At 66.4% G+C, this 21,791-nt stretch carries 21 protein-coding genes, 1 tRNA gene and 1 pseudogene; 7 read left to right on the plus strand and 16 right to left on the minus strand.

Annotated elements, in window-relative coordinates:
- Window positions 1-58: 58 nt before the first annotated feature.
- Window positions 59-739, minus strand: coding sequence for a Crp/Fnr family transcriptional regulator (locus ACE3N9_RS04090; RefSeq protein WP_374281115.1), 681 nt, complete (start codon window positions 737-739; stop codon window positions 59-61).
- Window positions 740-821: 82 nt separating this feature from the next.
- Between ACE3N9_RS04090 and ACE3N9_RS04095 the strand changes: the two genes are divergently transcribed.
- The 3 genes and pseudogenes from ACE3N9_RS04095 to ACE3N9_RS04105 form a co-directional block, all read left to right on the plus strand.
- Window positions 822-2,672, plus strand: a complete 1,851-nt coding sequence (locus tag ACE3N9_RS04095; RefSeq protein ID WP_374281117.1) for an acyclic terpene utilization AtuA family protein — start codon at window positions 822-824, stop codon at window positions 2,670-2,672.
- Window position 2,673: 1 nt separating this feature from the next.
- A complete protein-coding gene (locus ACE3N9_RS04100; RefSeq protein WP_374281119.1) occupies window positions 2,674-3,480 on the plus strand; it encodes a Coq4 family protein in 807 nt (268 codons plus the stop codon).
- Window positions 3,481-3,523: 43 nt separating this feature from the next.
- Window positions 3,524-4,132 (plus strand): annotated as a pseudogene (locus tag ACE3N9_RS04105) (class II aldolase/adducin family protein); the annotation flags it as partial.
- 38 nt (window positions 4,133-4,170) lie between these two features.
- Here the strand turns inward: ACE3N9_RS04105 and ACE3N9_RS04110 are convergent.
- Together ACE3N9_RS04110 and ACE3N9_RS04115 are read right to left on the minus strand one after the other, a co-directional pair.
- Complete coding sequence (locus ACE3N9_RS04110) at window positions 4,171-4,488, minus strand: hypothetical protein (RefSeq protein WP_374281258.1); 318 nt, start codon at window positions 4,486-4,488, stop codon at window positions 4,171-4,173.
- A 53-nt stretch (window positions 4,489-4,541) separates the two neighbouring features.
- Window positions 4,542-4,631: transfer RNA gene (locus ACE3N9_RS04115), tRNA-Ser, on the minus strand.
- 156 nt (window positions 4,632-4,787) lie between these two features.
- Here ACE3N9_RS04115 and hspQ point away from each other — a divergent pair.
- Window positions 4,788-5,168, plus strand: coding sequence for a heat shock protein HspQ (gene hspQ, locus ACE3N9_RS04120; RefSeq protein ID WP_374281121.1), 381 nt, complete (start codon window positions 4,788-4,790; stop codon window positions 5,166-5,168).
- Window positions 5,169-5,186: 18 nt separating this feature from the next.
- On the opposite strand, the gene ACE3N9_RS04125 is transcribed toward hspQ, so the two are convergent.
- Window positions 5,187-6,005 carry an acyl-CoA thioesterase gene (locus ACE3N9_RS04125; protein ID WP_374281123.1) on the minus strand — a complete coding sequence of 273 codons (819 nt, stop codon included), beginning with the start codon at window positions 6,003-6,005 and terminating at the stop codon, window positions 5,187-5,189.
- A complete protein-coding gene (locus ACE3N9_RS04130) occupies window positions 6,005-6,895 on the minus strand; it encodes an ABC transporter permease (protein ID WP_374281125.1) in 891 nt (296 codons plus the stop codon). Before ACE3N9_RS04130 ends, ACE3N9_RS04125 begins: the two co-directional genes overlap by 1 nt.
- Before the next feature lie 84 nt (window positions 6,896-6,979).
- Between ACE3N9_RS04130 and ACE3N9_RS04135 the strand changes: the two genes are divergently transcribed.
- Complete coding sequence (locus ACE3N9_RS04135) at window positions 6,980-7,660, plus strand: GcrA family cell cycle regulator (protein WP_374281127.1); 681 nt, start codon at window positions 6,980-6,982, stop codon at window positions 7,658-7,660.
- 74 nt (window positions 7,661-7,734) lie between these two features.
- Window positions 7,735-8,892, plus strand: a complete 1,158-nt coding sequence (locus tag ACE3N9_RS04140) for a diguanylate cyclase (RefSeq protein ID WP_374281129.1) — start codon at window positions 7,735-7,737, stop codon at window positions 8,890-8,892.
- Here ACE3N9_RS04140 and ACE3N9_RS04145 read toward each other — a convergent pair whose 3' ends face one another.
- The 8 genes from ACE3N9_RS04145 to ACE3N9_RS04180 form a co-directional block, all read right to left on the minus strand.
- On the minus strand, window positions 8,893-9,747 hold the full coding sequence (locus ACE3N9_RS04145) for an SDR family NAD(P)-dependent oxidoreductase (protein WP_374281131.1): 855 nt from the start codon (window positions 9,745-9,747) through the stop codon (window positions 8,893-8,895).
- A gap of 46 nt (window positions 9,748-9,793) precedes the next feature.
- Entirely contained in the window at window positions 9,794-10,513 is a 720-nt protein-coding gene (locus ACE3N9_RS04150; protein ID WP_374281133.1) for a DUF3142 domain-containing protein, read from the minus strand.
- Window positions 10,510-12,639, minus strand: a complete 2,130-nt coding sequence (locus ACE3N9_RS04155; RefSeq protein ID WP_374281135.1) for a hypothetical protein — start codon at window positions 12,637-12,639, stop codon at window positions 10,510-10,512. Before ACE3N9_RS04155 ends, ACE3N9_RS04150 begins: the two co-directional genes overlap by 4 nt.
- A gap of 130 nt (window positions 12,640-12,769) precedes the next feature.
- Entirely contained in the window at window positions 12,770-15,064 is a 2,295-nt protein-coding gene (gene pnp, locus ACE3N9_RS04160; protein WP_374281137.1) for a polyribonucleotide nucleotidyltransferase, read from the minus strand.
- A 166-nt stretch (window positions 15,065-15,230) separates the two neighbouring features.
- The gene (rpsO, locus tag ACE3N9_RS04165; protein ID WP_374281139.1) at window positions 15,231-15,500 is read right to left on the minus strand and encodes a 30S ribosomal protein S15; all 270 of its coding nucleotides are present in this window, start codon (window positions 15,498-15,500) and stop codon (window positions 15,231-15,233) included.
- A 5-nt stretch (window positions 15,501-15,505) separates the two neighbouring features.
- Entirely contained in the window at window positions 15,506-16,408 is a 903-nt protein-coding gene (truB, locus tag ACE3N9_RS04170; protein ID WP_374281254.1) for a tRNA pseudouridine(55) synthase TruB, read from the minus strand.
- Between the two features lie 5 nt (window positions 16,409-16,413).
- Window positions 16,414-17,103 (minus strand): site-2 protease family protein, encoded by a 690-nt coding sequence (locus ACE3N9_RS04175; protein ID WP_374281141.1) that lies wholly within the window; start codon window positions 17,101-17,103, stop codon window positions 16,414-16,416.
- Between the two features lie 24 nt (window positions 17,104-17,127).
- Complete coding sequence (locus tag ACE3N9_RS04180) at window positions 17,128-17,721, minus strand: thymidine kinase (RefSeq protein WP_374281143.1); 594 nt, start codon at window positions 17,719-17,721, stop codon at window positions 17,128-17,130.
- A 106-nt stretch (window positions 17,722-17,827) separates the two neighbouring features.
- Between ACE3N9_RS04180 and ACE3N9_RS04185 the strand changes: the two genes are divergently transcribed.
- A complete protein-coding gene (locus tag ACE3N9_RS04185) occupies window positions 17,828-18,403 on the plus strand; it encodes a YceI family protein (RefSeq protein WP_374281145.1) in 576 nt (191 codons plus the stop codon).
- Window positions 18,404-18,406: 3 nt separating this feature from the next.
- On the opposite strand, the gene rbfA is transcribed toward ACE3N9_RS04185, so the two are convergent.
- Genes rbfA through infB form a run of 3 tightly spaced genes read right to left on the minus strand, consistent with a single transcriptional unit; the run spans window position 18,407 to window position 21,776 of the window.
- On the minus strand, window positions 18,407-18,802 hold the full coding sequence (rbfA, locus tag ACE3N9_RS04190) for a 30S ribosome-binding factor RbfA (RefSeq protein WP_374281147.1): 396 nt from the start codon (window positions 18,800-18,802) through the stop codon (window positions 18,407-18,409).
- The gene (locus ACE3N9_RS04195) at window positions 18,802-19,209 is read right to left on the minus strand and encodes a PaaI family thioesterase (RefSeq protein ID WP_374281148.1); all 408 of its coding nucleotides are present in this window, start codon (window positions 19,207-19,209) and stop codon (window positions 18,802-18,804) included. Before ACE3N9_RS04195 ends, rbfA begins: the two co-directional genes overlap by 1 nt.
- Window positions 19,206-21,776, minus strand: a complete 2,571-nt coding sequence (infB, locus tag ACE3N9_RS04200) for a translation initiation factor IF-2 (RefSeq protein WP_374281150.1) — start codon at window positions 21,774-21,776, stop codon at window positions 19,206-19,208. The genes ACE3N9_RS04195 and infB overlap by 4 nt, the downstream gene beginning before the upstream one ends.
- Window positions 21,777-21,791 lie beyond the last annotated feature (15 nt).

The following is a 21,791-nucleotide window of genomic DNA, read 5'->3' on the forward strand; positions in this document are numbered from 1 at the left end:
CTGACGGGGGCACTGTGCGCCGCTCCGCCCTACCCCCCCGGTCCAAGCCTGGCCCCGCTCAGCCTTGCGCCAAGCGCCGCAGCCCGGCGATGTCGCAAAGGCTGATCCGGCCATAGCCGGTTTCGACCAGGCCGGCGCGCTCCAGGGCGCCCAGGTGGTGATTGACCGTCTTGCGGGTCAATCCGGTCATTTCGCCCAGCAGTTCCTGGCTGAGCCAGATTTCCGCCGAACCTTGTCCCTCTGCCGCTGCCAACAGCCGCGCGGCGAGTCGCTGGCGGGGAGCAAGGCTGATCAGATCAGCCGCCATCCGCAGGACGCCGCGCATGTTGGCATAGGTGAAGTCGGCCAAGGCGCGCCAAAGTTCGGGGCGCTGTTCCGCCACGCGGTCGAGCGCGGCTTCGCTCAGTTCGAGCAGCAGGGTCGGCTGGACGCAGACCGCAGTGACAAGTCGCGGGCCGCCGCTGAAGCGGGTGGCGTGGCCCAGCATCGAACCGGGCCCCACCAGCCCGATCATCACCTCGCGGTCGGCATCGGCGGCAAAGTAGGAATGGAGCAGCCCCGTGACCACCACGAACAGCCCGCCGCGATCGTCCCCCTCTGCCTGGGCCCATTCGCCGACCGAGCGGTGGACGAGGCGACCTTCGGCGAACAGGCAATCTGCCAGTTCGGGCGCATAGCCGCGCAGCCAGGCGGCCTGGCGCAGCACGTCGGCTGCTGCATCCTTGTCATACTTCGCCATGGTATCAATTGTAACGCAAGTGACAGTCGTTGGCCATCGCTGACCCTAGGTTGCCGTCAACGACAACACGGAAGTGGCGCAAATGCCGAATGCAGCGGTCGACAAGGTGGTGCGGATCGGCGGGGCCACCGCATCGTTTTCCGACACTGCCCTGTCGGTCCCGCAACTCCTGGCGGTTGGATCACTGGACTATCTGATCTTCGACTACCTCGCCGAAGGCTCGATGGGCATTTTTGGCAGGATGCAGGCGGCCGATCCCGCGCTGGGCTATGGCGCGGATTTCCTGAACGTGCATGTCGGGCCGCATCTGCGCGAGATCGCGGCAAGTGGGGTCAAGGTCGTTGCAAATGCGGGCGGGGTCAATCCGGCGGGGCTGGCCGCAGCGCTTGAGGACCTGATCGCGCGCCGCGGGCTTGCGCTGCGGGTTGCCCATGTCGATGGCGACGACCTGCGCCCGCACCTCGCCAACCTGAAGGCCGCTGGCCACCCTGACATGTTCACCCTCGCCCCCTTTCCCGATGGCGTGATCAGCGCCAACGCATACTTCGGCGCCTTTCCGGTGGCGCTCGCGCTGGCACAGGGCGCCGACATCGTCGTCACCGGCCGGGTCGTGGATAGCGCGCTGGCGCTTGGTCCGCTGATCCATGAATTCGGCTGGGGGCCTGACGATCACGATCTGCTGGCGGCCGGCACCCTCGCCGGCCACTTGCTCGAGTGCGGCGCCCAGGTCACCGGCGGAACCTTTACCGACTGGCGCGATGTCCCTGACTGGGCCAACATCGGTTACCCGATCGGGGAATGTCGCCCCGATGGCAGCCTGGTCATCACCAAGCCGGACGGAACCGGCGGGCTGGTTTCAGTCGGCACGGTCGCCGAACAACTGCTCTATGAAGTCAGCGACCCTGCCGACTACATCGTCGCCGACGTGCGCTGCAACTTCAGCCGCGTGCAGCTGGAACAGATCGGCCCGGACCGGGTTCGGGTCAGCGGCGCGCGCGGCCGGCCACCAACCGACAGCCTGAAAGCCTGCGTCACCTTTGACCAGGGCTGGCGGGGCATCGCCTATCAGCCGGTGATCGGCGAGGACGCCGCCGAAAAGGCGGCCCGGCAGGCCGAAGCCCTGTTTGCGCGGACCCGCAAGCTGCTGCGGGCGTGCAACCTGCCCGACTTCACCCGGACCGAAGCAGTCATTATCGGCGGCGAGGCGAGTTTCGGGGCGCATGGCCGTCATGCCGACACGCGCGAGGTGATTTGCAAGCTGGTCGTCGATCACCCCGAACAGGCCGGCGCGGAGATCTTCGCACGGGAGCAGTGGGCGGCAATCTCGGGCATGGCGGTTGGCACCTCGGTCAACCTGGCGACCCAGGTGCTCCCGCTGACCGGCATCCACCTGTGCCTGGTCGACAAGCGGATGGTGACCCCGCGGGTGACAGTCGCGGGCCATTGCAGCGAGGTTCCACCAGCGCGTTCCGGACCGCCTGCCGCCATCGTCGGGACGCAACGGGGCGATCCTGTCCTGCCGCCCGAACCCACCGATTCGGTCACAGTGGGCGATGTCACCGCCGATCTGGTCCGCCTCGCCTGGGTGCGCAGCGGCGACAAGGGGCACCTGTTCAATGTCGCCGTGATCGCACGGCAACCGGAATACCTGCCTTGCCTGCGGGCAGCGCTGACCCCCTCTGCAGTGGCCGATTGGTATGCTCACCTCGGCCCGGCAGGACGCCCGCCCAGCGTGGATCGCTACGAGGCGCCGGGCGTTCACGCGCTCAACTTCGTGGTTCACGATGCCCTGACCGGCGGCATCAATGCGAGCACCCGGCTCGATCCGGCCGCCAAGGGCATGGGGCAGATGCTGCTGCGCTTTCCGATCCCCCTCACACGCGCGCTGGGCACCAGCCTGCGCAGATCCGACCGTCATGACGAGGAGCAATGACATGGCTGATTATTCCTACCTGATGAGCGGCATCACCAGCGTCGCGACAGACAGCAGTGCGCTGGTCAGTTCCTCGCGCTATCTCAATGACCCGCGCGTCCGTGACTGGGTGGCGACCCACATGCTGCGCCGCAACGGGCCTGACGTGCCGACCCCGTCGGATTCGATCCAGCTCGTCCAGATCCTGCGCGAAGTGCAGGACCTCGACCATATCAACGCGCTGCTGGCGGCCGAGCGGCGGCAGAACCCGGCGTTCGACCAGTGGTTCCGCGAAGGGTTCGTCTCGACCTTCCAGGTCGATGACCTGGCGCATTATGCCCCGGACACGGTCGGTGGGCTGTTCCATGCCCAGCTGGTCGACAAGAACATGCAGATCGACATCGTTCCCCCGTTCGAGCCGCAAAGCGACTTCGAATATTTCCAGCTGCGCGCCGGGCAGACCCACGATTTCGAACACCTGCTTGGCGGCGGCGGGTTCGATTTCATCGGCGAACTGGTCCCCTATTACATGCGTCTGGCCAACCTGTTCGTGCATCTCAGCCCGGAACTGGCCGGAGAACTGTCGGCTTTCTCGATTCTCGGATCCAGCCGGATCATCACCCGGGCGGTGCTGCACTATCCGCAAACATGGCTGGTTACGCTCGACGCGCTTGAGCGCGGCGCCACCGTGGGGCGGCATTCCGAGCCGATCTACATGATGCGCTATGAAGACGTGTTCGACCTTCCGCTCGACGCCGCGCGCGAAAAACTCGGCATCCGCCGGGTGCGTGAGGCCGATACGGCCACTGCTTCGGCACAGTGGCGCTGATCGCAGCATACCCCGCTTCATTCCAACTGCAGGACCATTCGCGATGCACGATACCGAACGCCGCATTCCCACGCTGGCCGAACTGACCCCGCGTCCCGGCCGCCGCCCGCTGCTCCCCGTGCTGACGTCGCGGCAGGAACTGGCGCTGCTATGCCGCACGTTGCACCGCGAGGGTTACGACGACCATATCGCCGGGCACATCACCATCGCCGAGCCGGACGGCACCTTCCTGGTCAATCCGTGGGAACTGGCGTGGGACGAGTTGACCGCCTCGGACATCATCCGCGTGGATGCCGCCGGGCAAGTCATCGAAGGCGATTGGAATGTCACCCCGGCGATTGGCCTGCACCTGGCCGTTCACCAGCGCCGCGACGATCTGCGCGTGGTGATCCACAACCATTCGCGCTGGGGATCAGTCTGGGCCGCGGTAGGCCGTATCCCGCCAGTCTACGACTAGACCTCGGGCCATGTCGACGAGGATCCGCGGCTTTATGACGAATACGCCGGCACCGTTGACGGCGCGATCGAGGCCCAGGCGGCGGCCGATGCGCTTGGCGCCGGCAAGTGGGCCTTGCTCAAGAACCACGGCGTCTTCATCGTCGCCCGGGATGTACGCCAGGCGCATCTCAGGGCAGTGACGCTCGAGCACCGCTGCCGGCTGGCCTGGCAGGTCGAGTTGCTGGGCACGGGTCAGCCGATCACCGATCCCGCCAGCCTGCGCGTGGTCCGGATGTCTGATGCACTGGGCATGCCATTCCTCTGGGAAGCGATGGCCAGGCGGGAGATTCGCCTCGATCCCGGCGTGATCGATTGACCGGAAAATCCGAGCCGGAACAACCATGCCATGACGGCATAATCCCGGACATTGGCAGGCCGGTTCATCGCGAAGATGACGCCATTGTCGGCGATCAGTTGCTCGAACGGTTCACTGGCACACTGGCGGCCGAGATCCGGGTGATCCAGCAGGTTGCCCGCGATGACCGAGCGTTCGCCTTGATCCTTGGTCATTCCAGGACAATAAGGTGGGCTCTGCTCCTGGACCCGTTCGCTTCAATGGCAAGTGGCGGAGAGGGTGGGATTCGAACCCACGGTACGGTTGCCCGTACACCGCATTTCGAGTGCGGCGCATTCGACCTCTCTGCCACCTCTCCGCGAGATCGCCGGTGTCCAGCGGCAAGCCGGACAGGTCGGGAAGCGCGCGGTTAGCCGATGCTGGGCCGCTTGCCAAGCCCCCTAGGCTCGGAAAAACGGGGACGGCCGGGATGGCAGCGTTGTTTCGCGCCTGCACAACGCCTATATTGCCGATCATGGATCGAGCTTCCTTCTTTTCACCCCAGGCTGGCCGCAAGGTCGATGCCCCGCTGCGCACCCGTGCGCGGTTCGGAATCGGCGATGTCGTGCGGCACAAGGTGTTCGATTTCCGCGGCGTCGTGTTCGATATCGACCCGGTCTTCGCCAACAGCGAGGAATGGTACGAATCGATCCCCAAGGAAGTCCGCCCGCACCGCGAACAACCATTCTACCACCTGCTCGCCGAAAACGGCGATTCGAGTTACATCGCCTATGTCAGCCAGCAGAACCTGCTGTCCGACGGCGAGGCCGGGCCGATCGACCATCCCTCGGTCGCCGAACTGTTCGAGGATTTCGACGGTGGGCGCTATCGCCTGCGCCGTTCGCTGACCCACTGAGCGGTCAGCGCTGACCGGTCACTTCGGCCGATTGCGGTAACGCAGCACCAGCGATTGCGAGGCGGTCGCCATCAAGGTTCCATCCTCGGCGAACAGCCGCAGGTGGCCGTGGGCGAAGCCGCGCCCGGCCGCGCTCATCTGGATGTCGCACAAGGCCCAGCGGGTCGGCACCACCGCGTGCAGCCGCAGCGTGTTGTCGAGACTGTTGCCGCCGCCATCGAGGCCGAGCGAGACCCCGGCCCCGGTTGGCACGAAATCGCCCATCAGCGCCAGCAGGGCCGCGTCGATCGGCGCGTCCTCGCGCGTGCGGATCCACATCTGCATCCGGCCCGACGGATCGACCGTGCCATCGCGCGGGCGCAGCACCACGCTGTCTGGCGCAACGCGCTTTTCCAGCCGCTTCATCAGCGTGCCGCCGCCTTCGCCGTCCCACGGCCCCCATTCCTGGCAGTCGTCCGGCCCGGGCATGTCGGGCAATTCGAACCACTGAGCGGTGGGGTGGCCGGGCCGTTCGCCCAGCGCGGCGGTGGCGGAAATGATCACTTCCTCGCCGCAGTGCAGGTTGATCACGGCCTGGGTGACGTTGTGTCCGCGCACCGGCACGCGCACGTCCACTTCCAGCTGCGATCCGGGGCGGGCATAGGACAGGTACTGCGCGGTCGCCCAGATCAGCTCGCGCCCGGTGACCCGCTTGGCCGCCTCGACCGCGACGCCCAGCCCGGCCCCGCCGAACAGGAAAGTATGGTCCATCGGTCCGACACACAGATCGCGCGTGACCGCCAGGCGAAAGCGCAGTGGATCGTCGGTCGTCTCAAGCGGGAAGAACGGCTTGGTCATCAGCTTTTCAACTTCCAGCCGCTGCGCAGCAGCAGGTACAGCACCGCGCCCATCGCCAGGTTGAGCAGGCCGACATAGATCGCCCCGTTGAGCACGGCGGCGTTGGTATCGCCAATGTCGCTCGCCCCCAGGAAGCCGAACCGGAAGCCCGAGATAACATAGAAGAACGGATTGACCCGGCTGACCGCCTGGAACGCGGGATGCAGGTTGTGGATCACGTAGAACGTGCCCGACAGCATGGTCAGCGGGGTGATCACGAAATTGGTGACCATGGCCGCGTGATCGAACTTTTCCGCCCACAGCGACGTGATCAGGCCGATGATCGCCAGCAGGATCGAACCCATCAGCCCGAACCAAACGATCGCCCAGGGATGCGCCGCCGACAAGTGTACGCCTGGCCACAGCAGCATCGCCGCGCTGATCGCCAGCCCCACCAGCACCGCGCGGGTCACCGCCGCACCGACCAGGCCCAGCATCAGTTCGCCGTTGGAAATCGGCGGCATCAGGTAGTCAACAATGGTGCCCTGGATCTTGCCCGACAGGAAATTGAAGCTGGTGTTGGCGAAAGCGTTGTTGATCATCCCCATCACGATCAGCCCCGGCGCGATGAAGCTGGCGAAGGGCACGCCCAGCACCGTATAGCCTTCGCGCCCCATGGCGACGGTGAAGATCATCAGGTAAAGCAGCGTGGTCATCGCCGGGGCCCAGATGGTCTGGGTCTGCACCTTGAAAAAACGGCGCACTTCCTTCATATAGAGGGTCCACAGCCCCAGCCGGTTGATCCGGTGGATGATGGGCACTCCTTGGGCCGGAAAGTTGCTTTGCCCCACGTTCGTGCCGAGCGACGTGGCAGAGGCGGCTGTCGGTGCAGGAACAGGTTGATTGGCCATGCTGTGGCGACTATCGGCTTGCCGCGCATGTGGCAAGCGTCTGGGCCTGCCAAACAGGCCGCGCGCGAAGGAACTGGACGGGCTATGAGCTGGACCGACGAACGGATCGAAAAGCTGACCAAGATGTGGGAAGGCGGCGCCACCGCCAGCCAGATCGCCGAGGAACTGGGCGGAGTCAGCCGCAACGCCGTGATCGGCAAGGCCCACCGCCTGGGCTTGAAGGCACGCCCCAGCCCGGTCAAGGCCAACGAAAAAGACGCCTCCCCCGCCCCGGCCAAGCCGCCGAAGGCAGAGGCCGCGCCGCGCCCGGCTCCAGTCCCGCGCCCGGTTGCCGCCGCGCCGACCCCGGCCCCGCGCCCGGCTGCCCCGGCACCTGTCGCCAGCCCCGCCCCGGCCGCTACTGCGGCTGAAACGCCCGCCACGCCGCAGCCGCGAATCGTCTCGGTTGGCCCCGGCGGGTTCCTGCGCCAGGGTCCAGGCGATCAGCAGGCCCCGATCCCGCCCGCGCCGCCGCGTCGCCTGGTGCCGGCCAAGCCCAGCCCGGAAGTGGCCGACAAGACCAGCCTGCTGGACCTGAACGACCGCATCTGTCGCTGGCCGATGGGCCATCCGGGTGAGCCGGACTTCCACTTCTGCGGGGAAAAGGTGAACCCGGGTTTCCCCTATTGCGTCGAACATTGCGGCCGGGCGTTCCAGGCGCAGTTGCCGCGTGGCCATCGCCGCCCGCCGCCACCGCTGCCGTTCGGCGGTCCGCGCGTCCGCTAAGGCCCGGTCCAACGCATCGCCATGGGCGCCGCCCGGGGGCTTAAAATCCCGGGCAAGCCGCCGTTAACCATGGCATGACTGCGCACGATCCCTCACTGGGCCGCCCGGGCGGCCTGCTCGGCTGGCTGGGCCTTGGCCCGCGCCCGCACGAAGCCGAAGCAACCGCACCGGCCCCGCCCGCACCGCTGCGCGAACGGCGCCAGTCGCTGCGCGAGCGCCAGCTTGACGAGATCAACGCGTTCCTCGCCGCGCACCACCTCGAAGTGACGGCGCAGACCCTGTCGATCGCGCATTCCTATCTGACCAGTGCCGATCCGCACCTGGTCCGGCTGATCGATCGCCAGGTCCAGGCGCGCAAGCCCGTGACGCTGGAGTGGCTGGACGAGGTGTTCCTGCGCTCTGGCAGCGAGGACGAGCTCAAGACCCTGGCCGAACTGATGCAGCGGCTTGAGGCCAGCATCGACGAATTCGGCAAGACCAGCCAGGATGCCCGCACCGCCACCAGCGAGTATCACAGCGCGCTTGAGGAACACGTCGGCGAACTGGAACAGGTCACCGCCGCCGGGGCGGTGATTTCGGAACTGGCCTCGATCGCCAAGGTGATGCTGAAGCGCACCCGCGACATCGAAAAGCAGATGTTGCGCAGCGAAGCGCAGACCCGCGCGCTGAAGCGGCGGCTGGAAGAAGCCCGGCGCAGCGCCGAGGAAGACCACCTGACCGGCCTGCCAAACCGCCGCGCCTTCGAAACCCGGTTCGAGCAGGAATACCGCGAGGCGTTCGCTGCGGCCGAGCCGCTGTGCATCGCCTTTTGCGACATCGACCATTTCAAGCAGATCAACGACGGCCACGGCCATGACGCGGGCGACCGCGTGCTGAAGCTGGTGGCCGACAGCCTGGCCAGGATTTCCAACGCCCGCTGCCACGTTGCCCGACACGGCGGCGAGGAATTCGTGCTGCTGTTCCGCGATACTCCGGTGGCCGAAGCCTATGCCAAGCTGGACCAGCTGCGCGAGACGCTGGCTGCCCGGCGCCTGGTCAACCGCGCGACGGACCAGCCGTTCGGGCAGATCACCTTTTCCTGCGGGGTGGCCGATGCCTTTGCCTTCCCCGACCGGCGCAGCGCGCTGAAGGCGGCCGACACGGCGCTGTACCGGGCCAAGCAGTCTGGCCGCAACCGGATCGAACTCGCAACGATGGAAGACGGCAAGTGGGTTGAACCCGACGCCGCCTGATCAGATCCCCCGCACTGCCGCGTCGGTCACATCGGGGGTGGCGTCGAGCACCGCCTGGGCGCGGGCGCGCTGCCAATCCTTGAAGATGCCGTGGGTGACGATGTAGGTCCGGTTGGCGAGGATCCCGTCGGCCACCATGTGGCCCACTTCCTCGGGCTCCATCCAGCTGTCGCCAACCGGGCGCTGCGCCAGCTGCGCTTCGCTTTCGCCAAAGCCGCTACCGGCGCGCAGGTGTTCCGGGCGGTTCTGCTGCGCCTGGTGGATGTTGGACTTGATCGGCCCCGGCAGCAGGATCGACACGCCCAGGCCGTGGCTGCCCAGCTCATCCTTCACCGCTTCGCAGTAATGGCACACCGCAGCCTTGCTGGCGGCATAGATCGCGAGGTGCCCGGGCATCACCACTTCGGCGGCCAGACTGGCGGTGGACACGATGTGCCCGCCGCGCCCATGCGCGATCATCTGCGGCATGAAGCTTACAAAGCCGTTGATCACCCCGCCGATGTTGACACCAAAGCCGAAGTCGTAATCGGCATAGGTAGCCTGCAGCACCGGGCCTTCCAGCCCGACCCCGGCGTTGTTGACCAGGATGTCGATCCCGCCGAAGTCAGCCTGCATCCGCGCGGCAGCCTCGGCATAAGCCTCCCGGCTCGTGACATCGAGCTGCAGCGCGGTCACCGCATTGCTGCGAGTGCCCCCCGCGAACTGGGCCAGCGCGTTGTCGATATGGTCGCTGCGCAGGTCGGCAATCACCACCCGAGCGCCGCGTTCGGCCAGCACCTTGGCAATGCCGAGCCCAATGCCAGATGCGCCCCCAGTGACGAAGGCGGTGCGCCCGGCAAAATCGGTGATGTACATGGCCCTCTCCTCGCGCGATTCACTTTGTATGCGTTACTAACAAAATTCAGCGCGGATTGACAAGGAACACCACGTAGCCCCGAAACAGCGGATCGGCCCGCAGCGCGGGCGGTTCGCGCCATTCGCCGCCTTGCACCAAAGCCACCTTGTGCGGTACCGGCACCCGCGCCAGCCGGGCAAGATAGCGTTCATAGCCGGGGATCGTTTCTGTCCCCTGGTAACTTTGCACCACCACTTCATCGACCACGCCGTTCAGCTGCGCCAGCGCGGCGGGATCGGCATTGGCGCTCCAGTCCATCAGCCCGGTCACCGACAGGCGGTAGCGCGGCGGCAGGCGGCGGCGCAGCTCGCGCAGGAACGCCGCATAGTCCGCCAGACCCGGCGTGGCGGCATCGAAATCAAGCTGCAAGCCGTAGGCACCCCAGCGCCGCAAGTCGCGCTCGACCGCGCGCCACACGCCCTCGCCCCAATCGAGCCGGGCGGCGCGGACCACCAGCCAGACGCGCTTGCCCGGCAGGCGCGGCACCCCGGCGCGCATCGGTTCGAGCACGCCGGGACTTTCACGGCGCACTTCGCCGCCCAGGATGTACAGCTCCTTGGCGCGAGCGACAGCGGGCTGCGGGCGCACCCCGGCCCACAGGAAGAAGCTGTCGTAGTCCTCAGCCCGCACCCGCGTCGGCGCAGCCCCGCCGGGCGCAGCGCCTTGACGGCACCCAACCGGCAGCGCCGCAGCCAGCGCCAGGGCCAGCAGCGTTCGCCGCCTCACCAGTAGAAGCGCAGCTTCTTGGCCCAGGGGCTGGCGGGATATTCGCGCTTCAGCTGGTTGAACCAGGCCTTGCGCTGGTCGATCTCGACGTCCTGCCCGCCGCAGCTGTTGCTGCCCGAGGGGGCATAACAGTTGACCATGCGGTACAGGGCATAGGCCCGGTCGTTGGCCGGGGCCTTGGCATTGGCGATGACCGAGGCATAGATCGCGCCCCGCTCAATCGGCTGGCCCGCGAAATCCTGGCGGGCTCCGCCCAGTTCGTCCTTGGCGGGATGATCGTCGAGCGCGGTGAAATCGTCGAAGCCATTGAGCCGCAGGAATTCGCCCAGGCACAGCCGCCCGCCCACGTCCTGCGGGTTTTTCGCCAGGTTCTGCGCGGTAACCACCAGCGCCGGGCACGGATAGCCGCCACTCGCGACCTTGCCCCTGGCGAACAGGCCGACCGGCACGCTCTCGTGGTCGTAGAAGTACCAGAAGTTCGCCTCGGTTCCCGCCTTGGCAGGAACCAGCGCGGCATTGGCGGCGAAACCTGCATAGTCGCCCCGCGTCAGCTGCTTGTAGAGCAGAGTGAACAGGGCGGTATCGCGTTCCACCTGCGGGCGGGCGCTGTCCTGCGCGGCCAGCTTCAGCACGTCCTTGCCAGCTGAATGGCCCAGCAGGCGGCGGCGGATCGCGCTGTCGGTGATCGGCGAATCCTTGATGAAGACCTGTCCCACCTGGCCGCTGCGTTCCAGACTGAGCGCCAGCCCCAGTTCGGCGGTCGGGCGCTGCCAAAGGTCACTCGCCCCGGCCAGCAATTCGCGCCAGAACCCGGCCTCGTTGCGGTCCTTCAGCGCGGCCAGCGCCTGCCCGCGCAGCACCTGGCGGCTGAAGGCCACCGGCGAATAGCTGGCGCGCCGGGCATCGTCGGGGATCAGCGTCAGCACGGCGCGGGGATCGTTCTGGACGTAGAAGGCATGCATCCCCTGGAGCAGCCCATAGAGTTCCGGTTCCGCCGCAAAGGCCGGGGCCTGGGCATCAAGATCGGCCTTGGTCAGCGCCGGGCCGGTGCCCTGCCACTGACCATCATCGTCCTGGTAGCGGTCATCGCGCATCTGGACGAGGTCGAGCGCGGCGAGCAGCAGCGGGCCGCTGGCGGCAGGGGTGCGTTCGGGCGCGAACAGCAGCTTGTTGTCGATCTCCTGGATCAGCTCACTTGCCTGTTCGCTGCCCGCCGGGACCGCGCCCAGCAGCCGGGCATATTCGCCCGCCAGTGCCTTGGCATCACCCGACAGCCACAGTGCCCGGCGCTGGAGCCCGCGCGCGGAATCGGCATAGCGGCCCTGCGGCCAGGCCTTGAGATAGGCGGCGAGCGCGGTCTGCGCCGCCGCGATCGCCGGCTGGTCGATATTCTTGGTCCCGCTACCCCAGCCCTCGTCGTCAAAGGCCTTGGCCTGGGCCGCGTTCAGCTCGACCCGGCCCGCCATGTAGGCGGCCGTTTCCCTGAGCCACGGATCGCTTGCACCGGACAGGGCCGCGAATTGCCGGCGGGCATCGTCCCAGCGCTCGGCATAGAAGGCTTCGGCGCCCTGAAGGTAGCCCAGGAACGCCTTGCCGGCCGGGCTCCCCACCCCTTCGGGCCAGGCCGGTGCGGCCTCATCGCCGCCGTCACAGGCCGCCTTGACCCGCGCGCGCGCCGCAGACAGCTTGTCGCGCTCGGCAGCAGGCACGCCGGGATTGGCCTGAAGCGCAGCCGCGAAGGCCGAAGTCGCCCCGGTCAGGCTGATGCAGCGCGAACCAAAGTAGTCGCCCCGCTCGGCATAGGGATCCTCGTTCACCTTGCCCGGGAACAGCCCGATCTGAAGCAGCTGCCAATCAAGGAAGGTCTGCCCGTAGCCTTCGGAATAGTATTCGCGCACGGGGTACTTGTCGGCCTTGAACGCCAGCCCGGCCTTGCTGCGCAGCAGGAACAGCAGGTTGACGCGGGAATCGTTGCCAGGTGACAGGAACCCCCGGCTGGCACAGTCAAGCGATGTGCCGCCGAGCTTCCACGAAGGCTGGCAAGTCACGTCCGCGCAGGCCCACAAGGCCGTCGGCACCGCCGCCAGGCCCACGCCTGCAGCTGCTAGCCACAGCTTCCGCTTCATGTTTGATTCTCCACCTGTCGATTGCGCGCGACGTGGAGTGAAGATTCCAGACGAAACCCCTGTCTGACAAGTGAAAAGGGGGCCGCCGCAGCAGCCCCCTCGTCATTTTTTCACCGGATGGTGAGAGCGATCAATCGTCGCCCTTCAGGAACGCCGGCATGTGGTCCGGGTTGCCGCCTTCGTCGCGGTCGCGGCGCGGGCCGCGATCGTCACGGCGGGGGCCACGGTCATCGCGGCGCGGGCCGCGATCGCCGCGGGGACCACGACGGTCGCCGCGATCGCCACGATCACCGCGCGGTTCGCGCGGTTCGCGCGGCGGGCGGGTATCTTCCAGTTCCGCACCGGTTTCCTGATCGACGACGCGCATCGACAGGCGAACCTTGCCGCGCGGATCGATTTCGAGGACCTTGACCTTCACGGCCTGGCCTTCGGACACCACGTCGGTCGGCTTTTCGACGCGCTCGTTCTTCATTTCGCTGACGTGGACGAGACCGTCCTTGCCGCCCATGAAGTTCACGAAAGCGCCGAAATCAACAATCGTGACGACCTTGCCGTCATAGATCTTGCCGACTTCCGGTTCCTCGACGATGCCCAGGATCCAGTTCTTCGCGGCTTCGATCTGCGACAGGTCGGACGAGCTGATCTTGATCAGGCCTTCGTCGTCGATGTCGACCTTGGCGCCGGTGGTGGCCACGATTTCGCGGATCACCTTGCCGCCGGTGCCGATCACGTCACGGATCTTCGACTTGTCGATCTGCAGCGTTTCGATGCGCGGGGCATGGGCCGACAGTTCGGTGCGGGCCGAACCCAGCGCCTTGGTCATTTCACCCAGGATGTGGGCGCGACCTTCCTTGGCCTGGTTCAGGGCGGCGGCGAAGATTTCCTTCGTGATCCCGGCCACCTTGATGTCCATCTGCATCGTGGTGATGCCTTCGCTGGTGCCGGCCACCTTGAAGTCCATGTCGCCCAGGTGATCTTCGTCACCCAGGATGTCGGACAGCACGGTGAATTCGTCACCTTCGAGGATCAGGCCCATGGCGATGCCCGAGACCGGACGGGTCAGCGGCACGCCGGCGTCCATCATCGACAAAGCGCCGCCGCAGACGGTGGCCATCGACGACGAACCGTTCGACTCGGTGATGTCCGAGACAACGCGGATCGTGTAGGGGAAGTCTTCCTTGGCAGGCAGCACGGCCTGCAGAGCGCGCCAGGCCAGCTTGCCGTGGCCGGTGTCACGGCGCGAAGGCGCACCGAAACGGCCCACTTCACCGACCGAATAGGGCGGGAAGTTGTAGTGCAGCATGAAGCTCGAATAGCTCAGCCCTTCCAGGCCGTCGATCATCTGCTCGGCGTCCTTGGTGCCCAGCGTGGTGGTGCAGATCGCCTGCGTTTCACCGCGGGTGAACAGCGCCGAACCGTGGGTGCGAGGCAGGAAACCAACCATCGATTCGATCGGGCGGACCTGGGTGGTGGTCCGGCCGTCGATGCGGGTGCCATCCTTGAGGATCGCGCCGCGCACGATGTCGGCTTCGACCTTCTTGACCGACTTGATCGCGACCATCTGGGTCTGCGCGTCCTGGTCGGCAAAGGCAGCCTTGGCCTTGTCACGCGCCGCATTGAGCGCGTTCGAACGGGCCGACTTGTCGGTCAGCTTGTAGGCGGCGGCAATGTCGTCGCCGATCAGCTTCTTGAGCTGGTCCTTGATCGCCGAATTGTCGGAGACAGCAACAGCCCAGGGTTCCTTGGCAGCCTTTTCCGCGAGGTCGATGATCAGGCCCGCGACCTTCTTGCACTCGTCATGCGCGAACATCACCGCGCCCAGCATCACGTCTTCCGACAGTTCGCGGGCTTGGCTTTCAACCATCATCACGGCATTGCCGGTGGCGGCGACAACCAGGTCGAGCGCGCCGGCAGCGGCAGCGTCCTGCTTGGGGTTGAGCGTGTAGGCGCCATCTTCGTAGCCGACGCGGCAGGCGCCGATCGGGCCCATGAACGGCACGCCCGAGATGGTCAGCGCGGCCGAGGCGGCGATCATCGCCAGCACGTCGGGTTCGCATTCGCCATCAAAGCTCAGCACCTGAGCGATGACGTTGATTTCGTTGTAGAAACCTTCGGGGAACAGCGGACGGACCGGACGGTCGATCAGGCGGGAAACCAGCGTTTCCTTTTCCGTGGCGCCGCGTTCACGCTTGAAGAAGCCACCCGGGATGCGCCCGGCGGCGAAGAACTTTTCCTGATAGTGGACGGTCAGCGGGAAGAAGTCCTGACCTTCCTTGACGCTCTTGGCGGCCGTGACGGCGCAGAGCACGACAGTTTCGCCATAGGTGGCGAGGACCGCACCGTCAGCCTGACGGGCAACGCGGCCGGTTTCCAGCGTGAGGGTCTTTCCGCCCCACTCCATGGATACGGTTTTGACGTCGAACATTGTGTTTCCTTCAGCCCGCAGGCCCTATTGCGTGCGGGTTTTGCTGCCGGGGATTCCGTCCCGGTCCGGTGTGGGGCGCTCTTGGCCCCGGGGATGGGCGCCCCGCCGGATTGCGAGGCAGGCCCAGATGCAAGAAGCGGCCCCGAAGGGCCGCTCCAGCTTGTCCTTACTTGCGCAAGCCCAGCTTCGCGATCAACGCGTTGTAGCGGTCCACATCCTTGCGCTTGAGGTAGTCAAGCAGGCTGCGGCGCTTGTTGACCATCATCAGCAGGCCACGGCGCGAGTGGTTGTCCTTGTGGTGCTGCTTGAAGTGTTCGGTCAGCGTCACGATACGGCTGGTCAGGATCGCGACCTGCACTTCGGGCGAACCCGTGTCATTGGCCTGGCGCGCGTTGTCCTGGATGATTTCCTGCTTCTTTTCGGGGCTAACCGACATATCATTCACTCCGCAACATCGGGAAGGTTGAACCCCCGCGATACCCGTGCTTCACCGGAGGAAACCTCCATCAGCGCGACGGGCATGTTGCCCGCCTTCGCCCAGTAAAGCCCATCATCGTGGGGCAGTCCGCTCAGAACCCGGCCCTGACGGACCAGCCTTGCCTGCTGCGGACCAAGATCAAGAGCCGGGATGTCGACCAGCCCTGCCTCCAGCGGCAAGAGTATGTGTTCAAGCGCCGCGCCCTTACCCACTTCGTTCAATTTGTCCAGCGAAATCGCCTGTTCGATGGCGAAGGGGCCGGCCTTCAGCCGCCGCAACATGGTGACATGGCCCAGACTGCCTAGTGCCCGGGCGATGTCACGCGCCAGGCTGCGAATGTAAGTCCCTTTGGATACGTGCGCCAGCAGCGTGGCCGATCCGGCATCGGCCGCCTGCAGGTCCAGGCGGTGGATCACCACATTGCGGCTGGCCAGTTCCACAGTTTCCCCGCGCCGGGCCAGGTCATAGGCGCGCTGGCCGCCGATCTGGATCGCGGAATAGGCCGGGGGCACCTGGGCGATCGGCCCGGTGAAGCGCGGCAACACCGCCGCGACCTGCTCGGCCGAGGGCCGCACCTCGCTGCGGGCCACCACTTGCCCTTCAAGGTCGAGCGTATCGGTTTCGGCGCCGAATTCGACCGTAAAGGCATAGACCTTGCTGGCATCGAGCATGCGCCCGCACAGCTTGGTCGCCTCGCCCACGGCAATCGGCAGGACCCCGGTCGCGAAGGGATCGAGCGTGCCGCCGTGGCCCACCTTCACGCCCTTGCCAAAGCCCGCCTGGCGCAGGTTGCGCTTCACCGCCGCGACGGCCTGGGTGCTGCCCAGCCCATGCGGCTTATCGAGGATGATCCAGCCGTGCGGCACCGCTGTCACGCCCCGACCAAGCTTTTCAGCACGGCCAGGTATTGCTCCATCACCCAAGCGAACGGCTTGTCGATGATCGCCCCCACCGGATCGAACCCCGGGATCAGCGACGGCAATACCACGATCAGCCCGATCACCAGCAGGAAGCCATATTGGCGCAGGCTGGCATAGGCACGGGCAGCACCGTCCGGCAGCAGCCCTTCGAGAATGTGCGAGCCATCGAAGGGCGGGATCGGCAGGAGGTTGAACAGCGCCAGGAACACGTTGATCTTGAGGAAGTTGACCAGGTTATCCATGGCAAAGCGCGCCAGGCCCACCGGCTCGGCATCAGCATAGGGCTGGAGCAGCAGGCCCAGCAGGACGACGCTGACCAGCGCCATCAGCAGGTTCATCCCCGGTCCGGCGGCGGCGACCAGCATCATGCCAAAGCGCGGGTTGCGCAGCCGCCATTGGTTGACCGGCACCGGTTTGGCCCAGCCGAACACCGGCGCCTTCACCAGCGCGAGGAAGCCCGGCAGGATAACCGTGCCGACCGGATCGACATGGCGAAAGGGATTGAGGCTGAGCCGGTTCATCTCCGCCGCGGTCGGATCGCCCAGTGCCCGCGCGGTCCAGCCGTGGGCAACCTCGTGAAACACGATTGCCAGCACCAGCGGGATCAGCAGCGCAAGCGCATCGTAAAAGGGATTAGCCATGGTTCACCATGTAGGCGCGGCGGATCAGTTCCACCACCCCAGCGCTTCGGTGAAATGCCTTCGGCACAGCGCGACATAGCGGTCGTTGCCGCCGATCTCGGTCTGCGCGCCCTGCTTCACCGCCTTGCCTTCGCCATCGACCCGCAGGTTCATGCTGCTCTTGCGGCCGCAGTGGCACACCGCCTTCAGCTCGATCAGAGAATCCGCAATGCCAAGCAGCGCCATGGCGCCGGGAAACAGTTCACCCTGGAAATCGGTGCGCAGGCCATAGCACAGCACCGGAATGCCAAGCTGATCCGCGACCCGCGCCAGCTGCCAGACTTGCACCTCGCTCAGGAACTGTGCCTCGTCCACCAGCACGCAGGACAGCGGCTCGACACTGTGGGCGGCCCCGATCCGCGCCCACAGGTCGGTTTCGGCGGCAAAGCGGTGCGCCTGGGCGTGCAGACCGATGCGGCTTTCGATGGCGTGATCGGCGTTCCGCTCGCCCCGGTCGTCCAGCGCGGCGGTCCACAGCATGGTCTGCATGCCCCGCTCGCGATAGTTGAAATCGGCCTGCAGCAGCGTGGTCGATTTGCCGGCATTCATGCTGGAGTAATAGAAATAGAGCTTTGCCATGGCGCGCAGAGATAGGGCCTGCGCGGCGAAAGGCCAGCGTGATTGACAGTGCGCTTGTGGACGGGCCATAGCCAGTCCGGGCGCGCAGGAAACAATGGAGTTGTTCTTGCGACGGGTTATTTGCCTGGTTCTGCCGCTATTTGGCGCACTGCTTATACCGACATCCGCCGAAGCCGCCGCGCGGCGCTACGTGGTCGACGATGCCTTCAGTCAGGTCGATGCCAAGGTGCCGTTCCTGGGTATCGCGACCAAGACCGCGCGGTTTCCCGACATGAAGGGCGCGCTGAGCCTGGACATCGACAATTACGAGCAGGTCAGCATGACCGTCGATGTCGATGCACGCAGCCTGACCACAGGGGATTCCGAAACCAAGCGGCTGCGCGGCAAGCAGTTTTTCGATGTGGCCAACCATCCCACGGTCCGCTTCGTCGCGCAGAAAATGGAACTGACCGGGGAGCGCAGCGGCGTGGTGACCGGATTGATGACCGCCAAGGGCGTGACCCGTCCGGTCAAGCTGGCGATCGGCTTTTCCAAGGTGCCGTGGGAAGCAGGACCGGATGAGCCGCTGTCGATCGTCGGCACGACCACGATCGATCGCCGTCAGTTCGGCATGGGCGCTTTCCCGATCCTGATCGGCCACAAGGTGAAAATCACCATCCACGCGCGGATGGTGCCGGGCTGAACGCTATTCCTCGTCGAGGTCGCGCACGACGCGCGGATCGGCCAGCAGGGCGTCGATCCGGCTGGCCTCGTCAAAGCTTTCGTCCGGCAGGAACTTGATCCGCGCGGCGTATTTCAGCCGCAGCTTGCCGGCCACTTCCTTCTGGAAGAAGGCCGTGTTGGTGCGCAATGCCTTGAGCACGACTTCCTCGTCCGACCCCAGCAGCGGCTTCACGAACACCGTCGCGTGGCGCAGGTCGGGCGACATGCGCACCTCGGTCACGCTGACGCTATGGGCGCTCAGCACCTCGTCGTGCACCATCTGCCGGGTCAGCAACTCGCTGATCACGTGGCGCACCTGCTCGCCCACCTTGAGCAGGCGGACCGAGCGGGTTTCAGGCGTGGCTTGCTGGCGCGACATCACTGGCTCCCGGGACGCGGGGTGGGAATGGCGGTGGAGGTGGCGCGGGCCAGCACCTTGCCGGCAGCATCGCACAGCTCGCCTTCCAGGAAGATCACGCGCTTGCCCCGGCGCAGCACCCGGCCGGTGCAGACCAGCGGCCCGGCCGGCACCATGTTCAGCAGCGTCATGCTGATTTCCAGGTTGAGCGGCGCCTCGACCCCTTCGGTGGCGATCACGTGGGCCCAGCCCATCGCCTCGTCAAGAAAGCCGGCAACCAGGCCGCCCTGCACTCCCCCGCGCGGGGTAATGAAGCTATCCGGCGCGTGGCAGTGCAGCGTGACCGTTTCCGTGGCGGGATCGAACCCGCCATAACGGATCCCCATCAACTGGGTATGGGCGCCGCGCGGTGTGGTATAGTCGATCACAGCGTCCGTTCGCGCTCCTCGACCTCGAACACTTCAAGCATGTCGCCAGGCTTGATGTCGTTGGTATCCTGCAGCACCACGCCGCATTCGAGGCCCGCGCGCACTTCGGCAACGTCGTCCTTGAAGCGCCGCAGCGAGGCGATGACGGTCTGCGAGACGATGACATCGTTGCGGGTAAGGCGAGCGTTGATGCCCTTCTTGATGAACCCTTCGAGCACCAGCAGACCCGCCGCCTTGTCGCGCTTGCCGGCCGGGAACACTTCCTTGACCTCGGCGCGGCCAACCACGTGTTCGATCCGTTCCGGCCCCCAGATACCGGCCATTTCCTTGGCGATGTCCTCGGTCAGGTGATAGATCACGTCGAAGTACTTCAGCCGCACCTTCTGGCGTTCGATCATCTCGCGCGCCTTGGCGTTGGGGCGGACGTTGAAGCCGACGATCGGCGCGCCGCTGGCCTGGGCCAGGCCGACGTCGCTTTCGGTGATCGCACCCACGCCCGATTGCAGTACGCGGACCTTGATCTCGTCGTTCGACAGGCGGTTCAGCGCATTGATGATCGCTTCGGTCGAACCCTGGACGTCGGCCTTGATGACCACCGGGTATTCGATGACGCTCTGCTTGGCCGACAGCGCGGAGAACATGTTCTCGAGGCTGGTCGGGGCGCTGGCAGTGCGCTTGGCGGTAGCCTTTTCCTGGCGGAAGGCGGCCACTTCGCGGGCACGGGCCTCGCTGTCGACCACGGTTAGGGTATCTCCGGCCATCGGCACCCCGCTCAGCCCCAGCACTTCGACCGGAAGCGAGGGCGGCGCGGCCTTTACCTGGCGGCCCTTGTCGTCGAGCATGGCGCGAACGCGGCCCGAATGGGTGCCGACCACCAGGATGTCGCCCACCTTCAGCGTGCCGCGCGTGACGAGCACGCTGGCAAGCGGACCCTTGCCCTTGTCGAGCTTGGCTTCGATCACCGTGGCTTCCGCGGCGCGGTCAGGGTTGGCCTTCAATTCGAGCAGTTCGGACTGGAGCAGGATCTTCTCGATCAGCTCGTCCAGCCCCGCACCGGTCTTGGCCGACACTTCGACGTCCTGCACGTCACCCGACATCTGCTCGACGATGATCGAGTGTTCGAGCAGGCGTTCGCGGATCTTCTGCGGGTTGAATTCCGGCTTGTCGCTCTTGGTGATCGCCACGATCATCGGCACGCCGGCCGCCTTGGTGTGGTTGATCGCCTCGACCGTCTGCGGCATCAGCCCGTCATCACCGGCCACCACCAGGATGACGATGTCGGTGACATTGGCCCCGCGCATGCGCATTTCGGTAAAGGCTTCGTGCCCCGGGGTATCGAGGAAGGTGATCAGCTCGCCGCCCTTGGTCTTGATCTGGTAGGCGCCGATATGCTGGGTGATCCCGCCGGCTTCGCCGCGCACCACGTCGGTGCCGCGCAGCGCGTCGAGCAGGCTGGTCTTGCCGTGGTCAACGTGGCCCATGATGGTGACCACCGGCGGCCGCGCCTTCAGCGTTTCGGGCGCGTCGACATCCTCGCCAGAGACGATGTCGACATCGCTTTCCGACACGCGGGTGATGTTGTGGCCGAATTCCTCGACCAGCAGTTCGGCGGTATCCTGATCGATCGTCTGGTTGACGGTAACCATCATGCCCAGCTTGAACAGCGCCTTGACCAGGTCGGCACCCTTTTCGGCCATGCGATTGGCCAGTTCCTGCACGGTGATCGCTTCGGGCACGACCACATCGCGGACCTGCTTTTCGCGCGGCTGCGACTGGCCGGCAAAGTGCGCACGACGTTCCTTTTCACGCGCCCGCTTGAGCGCGGCGAGGCTGCGGGCGCGGGCGCCCTCGTCCTCGTTCAGCGCGCGGGTGACGGTCAGCTTGCCGCCGCGGCGCTCATCCGCACCCTTGCGGTCGCGGGCGGGATGGGCCGGCTTCTTGGCGACCGGTTCGGGACGCTTGACCGGGGCAACCGGCGTAAACCGGCGCGGCGCGGGCGCGGCGGCGGCCGTTTCGGGCTTGGCTGCGGCCGGCGCGGCAGGCGCGGCGGGCGCTTCGGCGCGAGGTTCGGCCACTTCGACCGGCGCGGCCTCGGGCTCGGCCTCGGCCGGGGCTGCCGGGGCGGCGGCAGCAGCAGCAGCGGCGGCTTCGGCCTTGCGGTTTTCCTCGGCGCGGCGACGCTCTTCCTCAAGCGCGCGGGCCTTTTCCTCCAGCTCGCGGCGGGTCTGTTCTTCCAGCACGGCGAGGCGGGCTTCCTCGGCCTCGCGCAGCAGGCGGGCCTGCATTTCCTGGCGCGTCTCGTTCGATGGCGGGGCCGGACGCGGCGCAACCGGCGCTGCCGGCGCGGCGGCGACCGGAGCCGGGGCCGGAGCAGCCGGCGGGGGCGGCGGCGGGGCCGCAACCGGGGCTTCGCCGGGCTTGCGGATGAGCTTGCGGCTCTTCACCTCGACCACCACCTTGTTGGTGCGGCCGTGGCTGAAGGTCTGCTTGACCTCACCGGCTTCGACCGAGCGCTTCAGGCCCAGAGGCTTCCTGCCCAGCGTCGGTTTGTCGTTGCTATCGCTCATCGCTACACTTCGCCC

The sequence above is a fragment of the Novosphingobium sp. genome, from assembly GCF_041905565.1.
Taxonomy (GTDB): domain Bacteria; phylum Pseudomonadota; class Alphaproteobacteria; order Sphingomonadales; family Sphingomonadaceae; genus Novosphingobium.

Coding starts and splice junctions, on each gene's coding strand:
- ACE3N9_RS04135 (WP_374281127.1), top strand. CDS start 6,980: ATGAGCTGGACCGACGAACGGATCGAAAAGCTGACCAAGATGTGGGAA.
- rbfA (WP_374281147.1), bottom strand. CDS start 18,802: ATGTCGCGCCAGCAAGCCACGCCTGAAACCCGCTCGGTCCGCCTGCTC.
- infB (WP_374281150.1), bottom strand. CDS start 21,776: ATGAGCGATAGCAACGACAAACCGACGCTGGGCAGGAAGCCTCTGGGC.
- ACE3N9_RS04110 (WP_374281258.1), bottom strand. CDS start 4,488: ATGACCAAGGATCAAGGCGAACGCTCGGTCATCGCGGGCAACCTGCTG.
- ACE3N9_RS04125 (WP_374281123.1), bottom strand. CDS start 6,005: ATGACCAAGCCGTTCTTCCCGCTTGAGACGACCGACGATCCACTGCGC.
- ACE3N9_RS04175 (WP_374281141.1), bottom strand. CDS start 17,103: ATGGCTAATCCCTTTTACGATGCGCTTGCGCTGCTGATCCCGCTGGTG.
- ACE3N9_RS04180 (WP_374281143.1), bottom strand. CDS start 17,721: ATGGCAAAGCTCTATTTCTATTACTCCAGCATGAATGCCGGCAAATCG.
- ACE3N9_RS04140 (WP_374281129.1), top strand. CDS start 7,735: ATGACTGCGCACGATCCCTCACTGGGCCGCCCGGGCGGCCTGCTCGGC.
- ACE3N9_RS04095 (WP_374281117.1), top strand. CDS start 822: ATGCCGAATGCAGCGGTCGACAAGGTGGTGCGGATCGGCGGGGCCACC.
- ACE3N9_RS04100 (WP_374281119.1), top strand. CDS start 2,674: ATGGCTGATTATTCCTACCTGATGAGCGGCATCACCAGCGTCGCGACA.
- pnp (WP_374281137.1), bottom strand. CDS start 15,064: ATGTTCGACGTCAAAACCGTATCCATGGAGTGGGGCGGAAAGACCCTC.
- rpsO (WP_374281139.1), bottom strand. CDS start 15,500: ATGTCGGTTAGCCCCGAAAAGAAGCAGGAAATCATCCAGGACAACGCG.
- ACE3N9_RS04155 (WP_374281135.1), bottom strand. CDS start 12,639: ATGAAGCGGAAGCTGTGGCTAGCAGCTGCAGGCGTGGGCCTGGCGGCG.
- ACE3N9_RS04130 (WP_374281125.1), bottom strand. CDS start 6,895: ATGGCCAATCAACCTGTTCCTGCACCGACAGCCGCCTCTGCCACGTCG.
- ACE3N9_RS04090 (WP_374281115.1), bottom strand. CDS start 739: ATGGCGAAGTATGACAAGGATGCAGCAGCCGACGTGCTGCGCCAGGCC.
- hspQ (WP_374281121.1), top strand. CDS start 4,788: ATGGATCGAGCTTCCTTCTTTTCACCCCAGGCTGGCCGCAAGGTCGAT.
- ACE3N9_RS04145 (WP_374281131.1), bottom strand. CDS start 9,747: ATGTACATCACCGATTTTGCCGGGCGCACCGCCTTCGTCACTGGGGGC.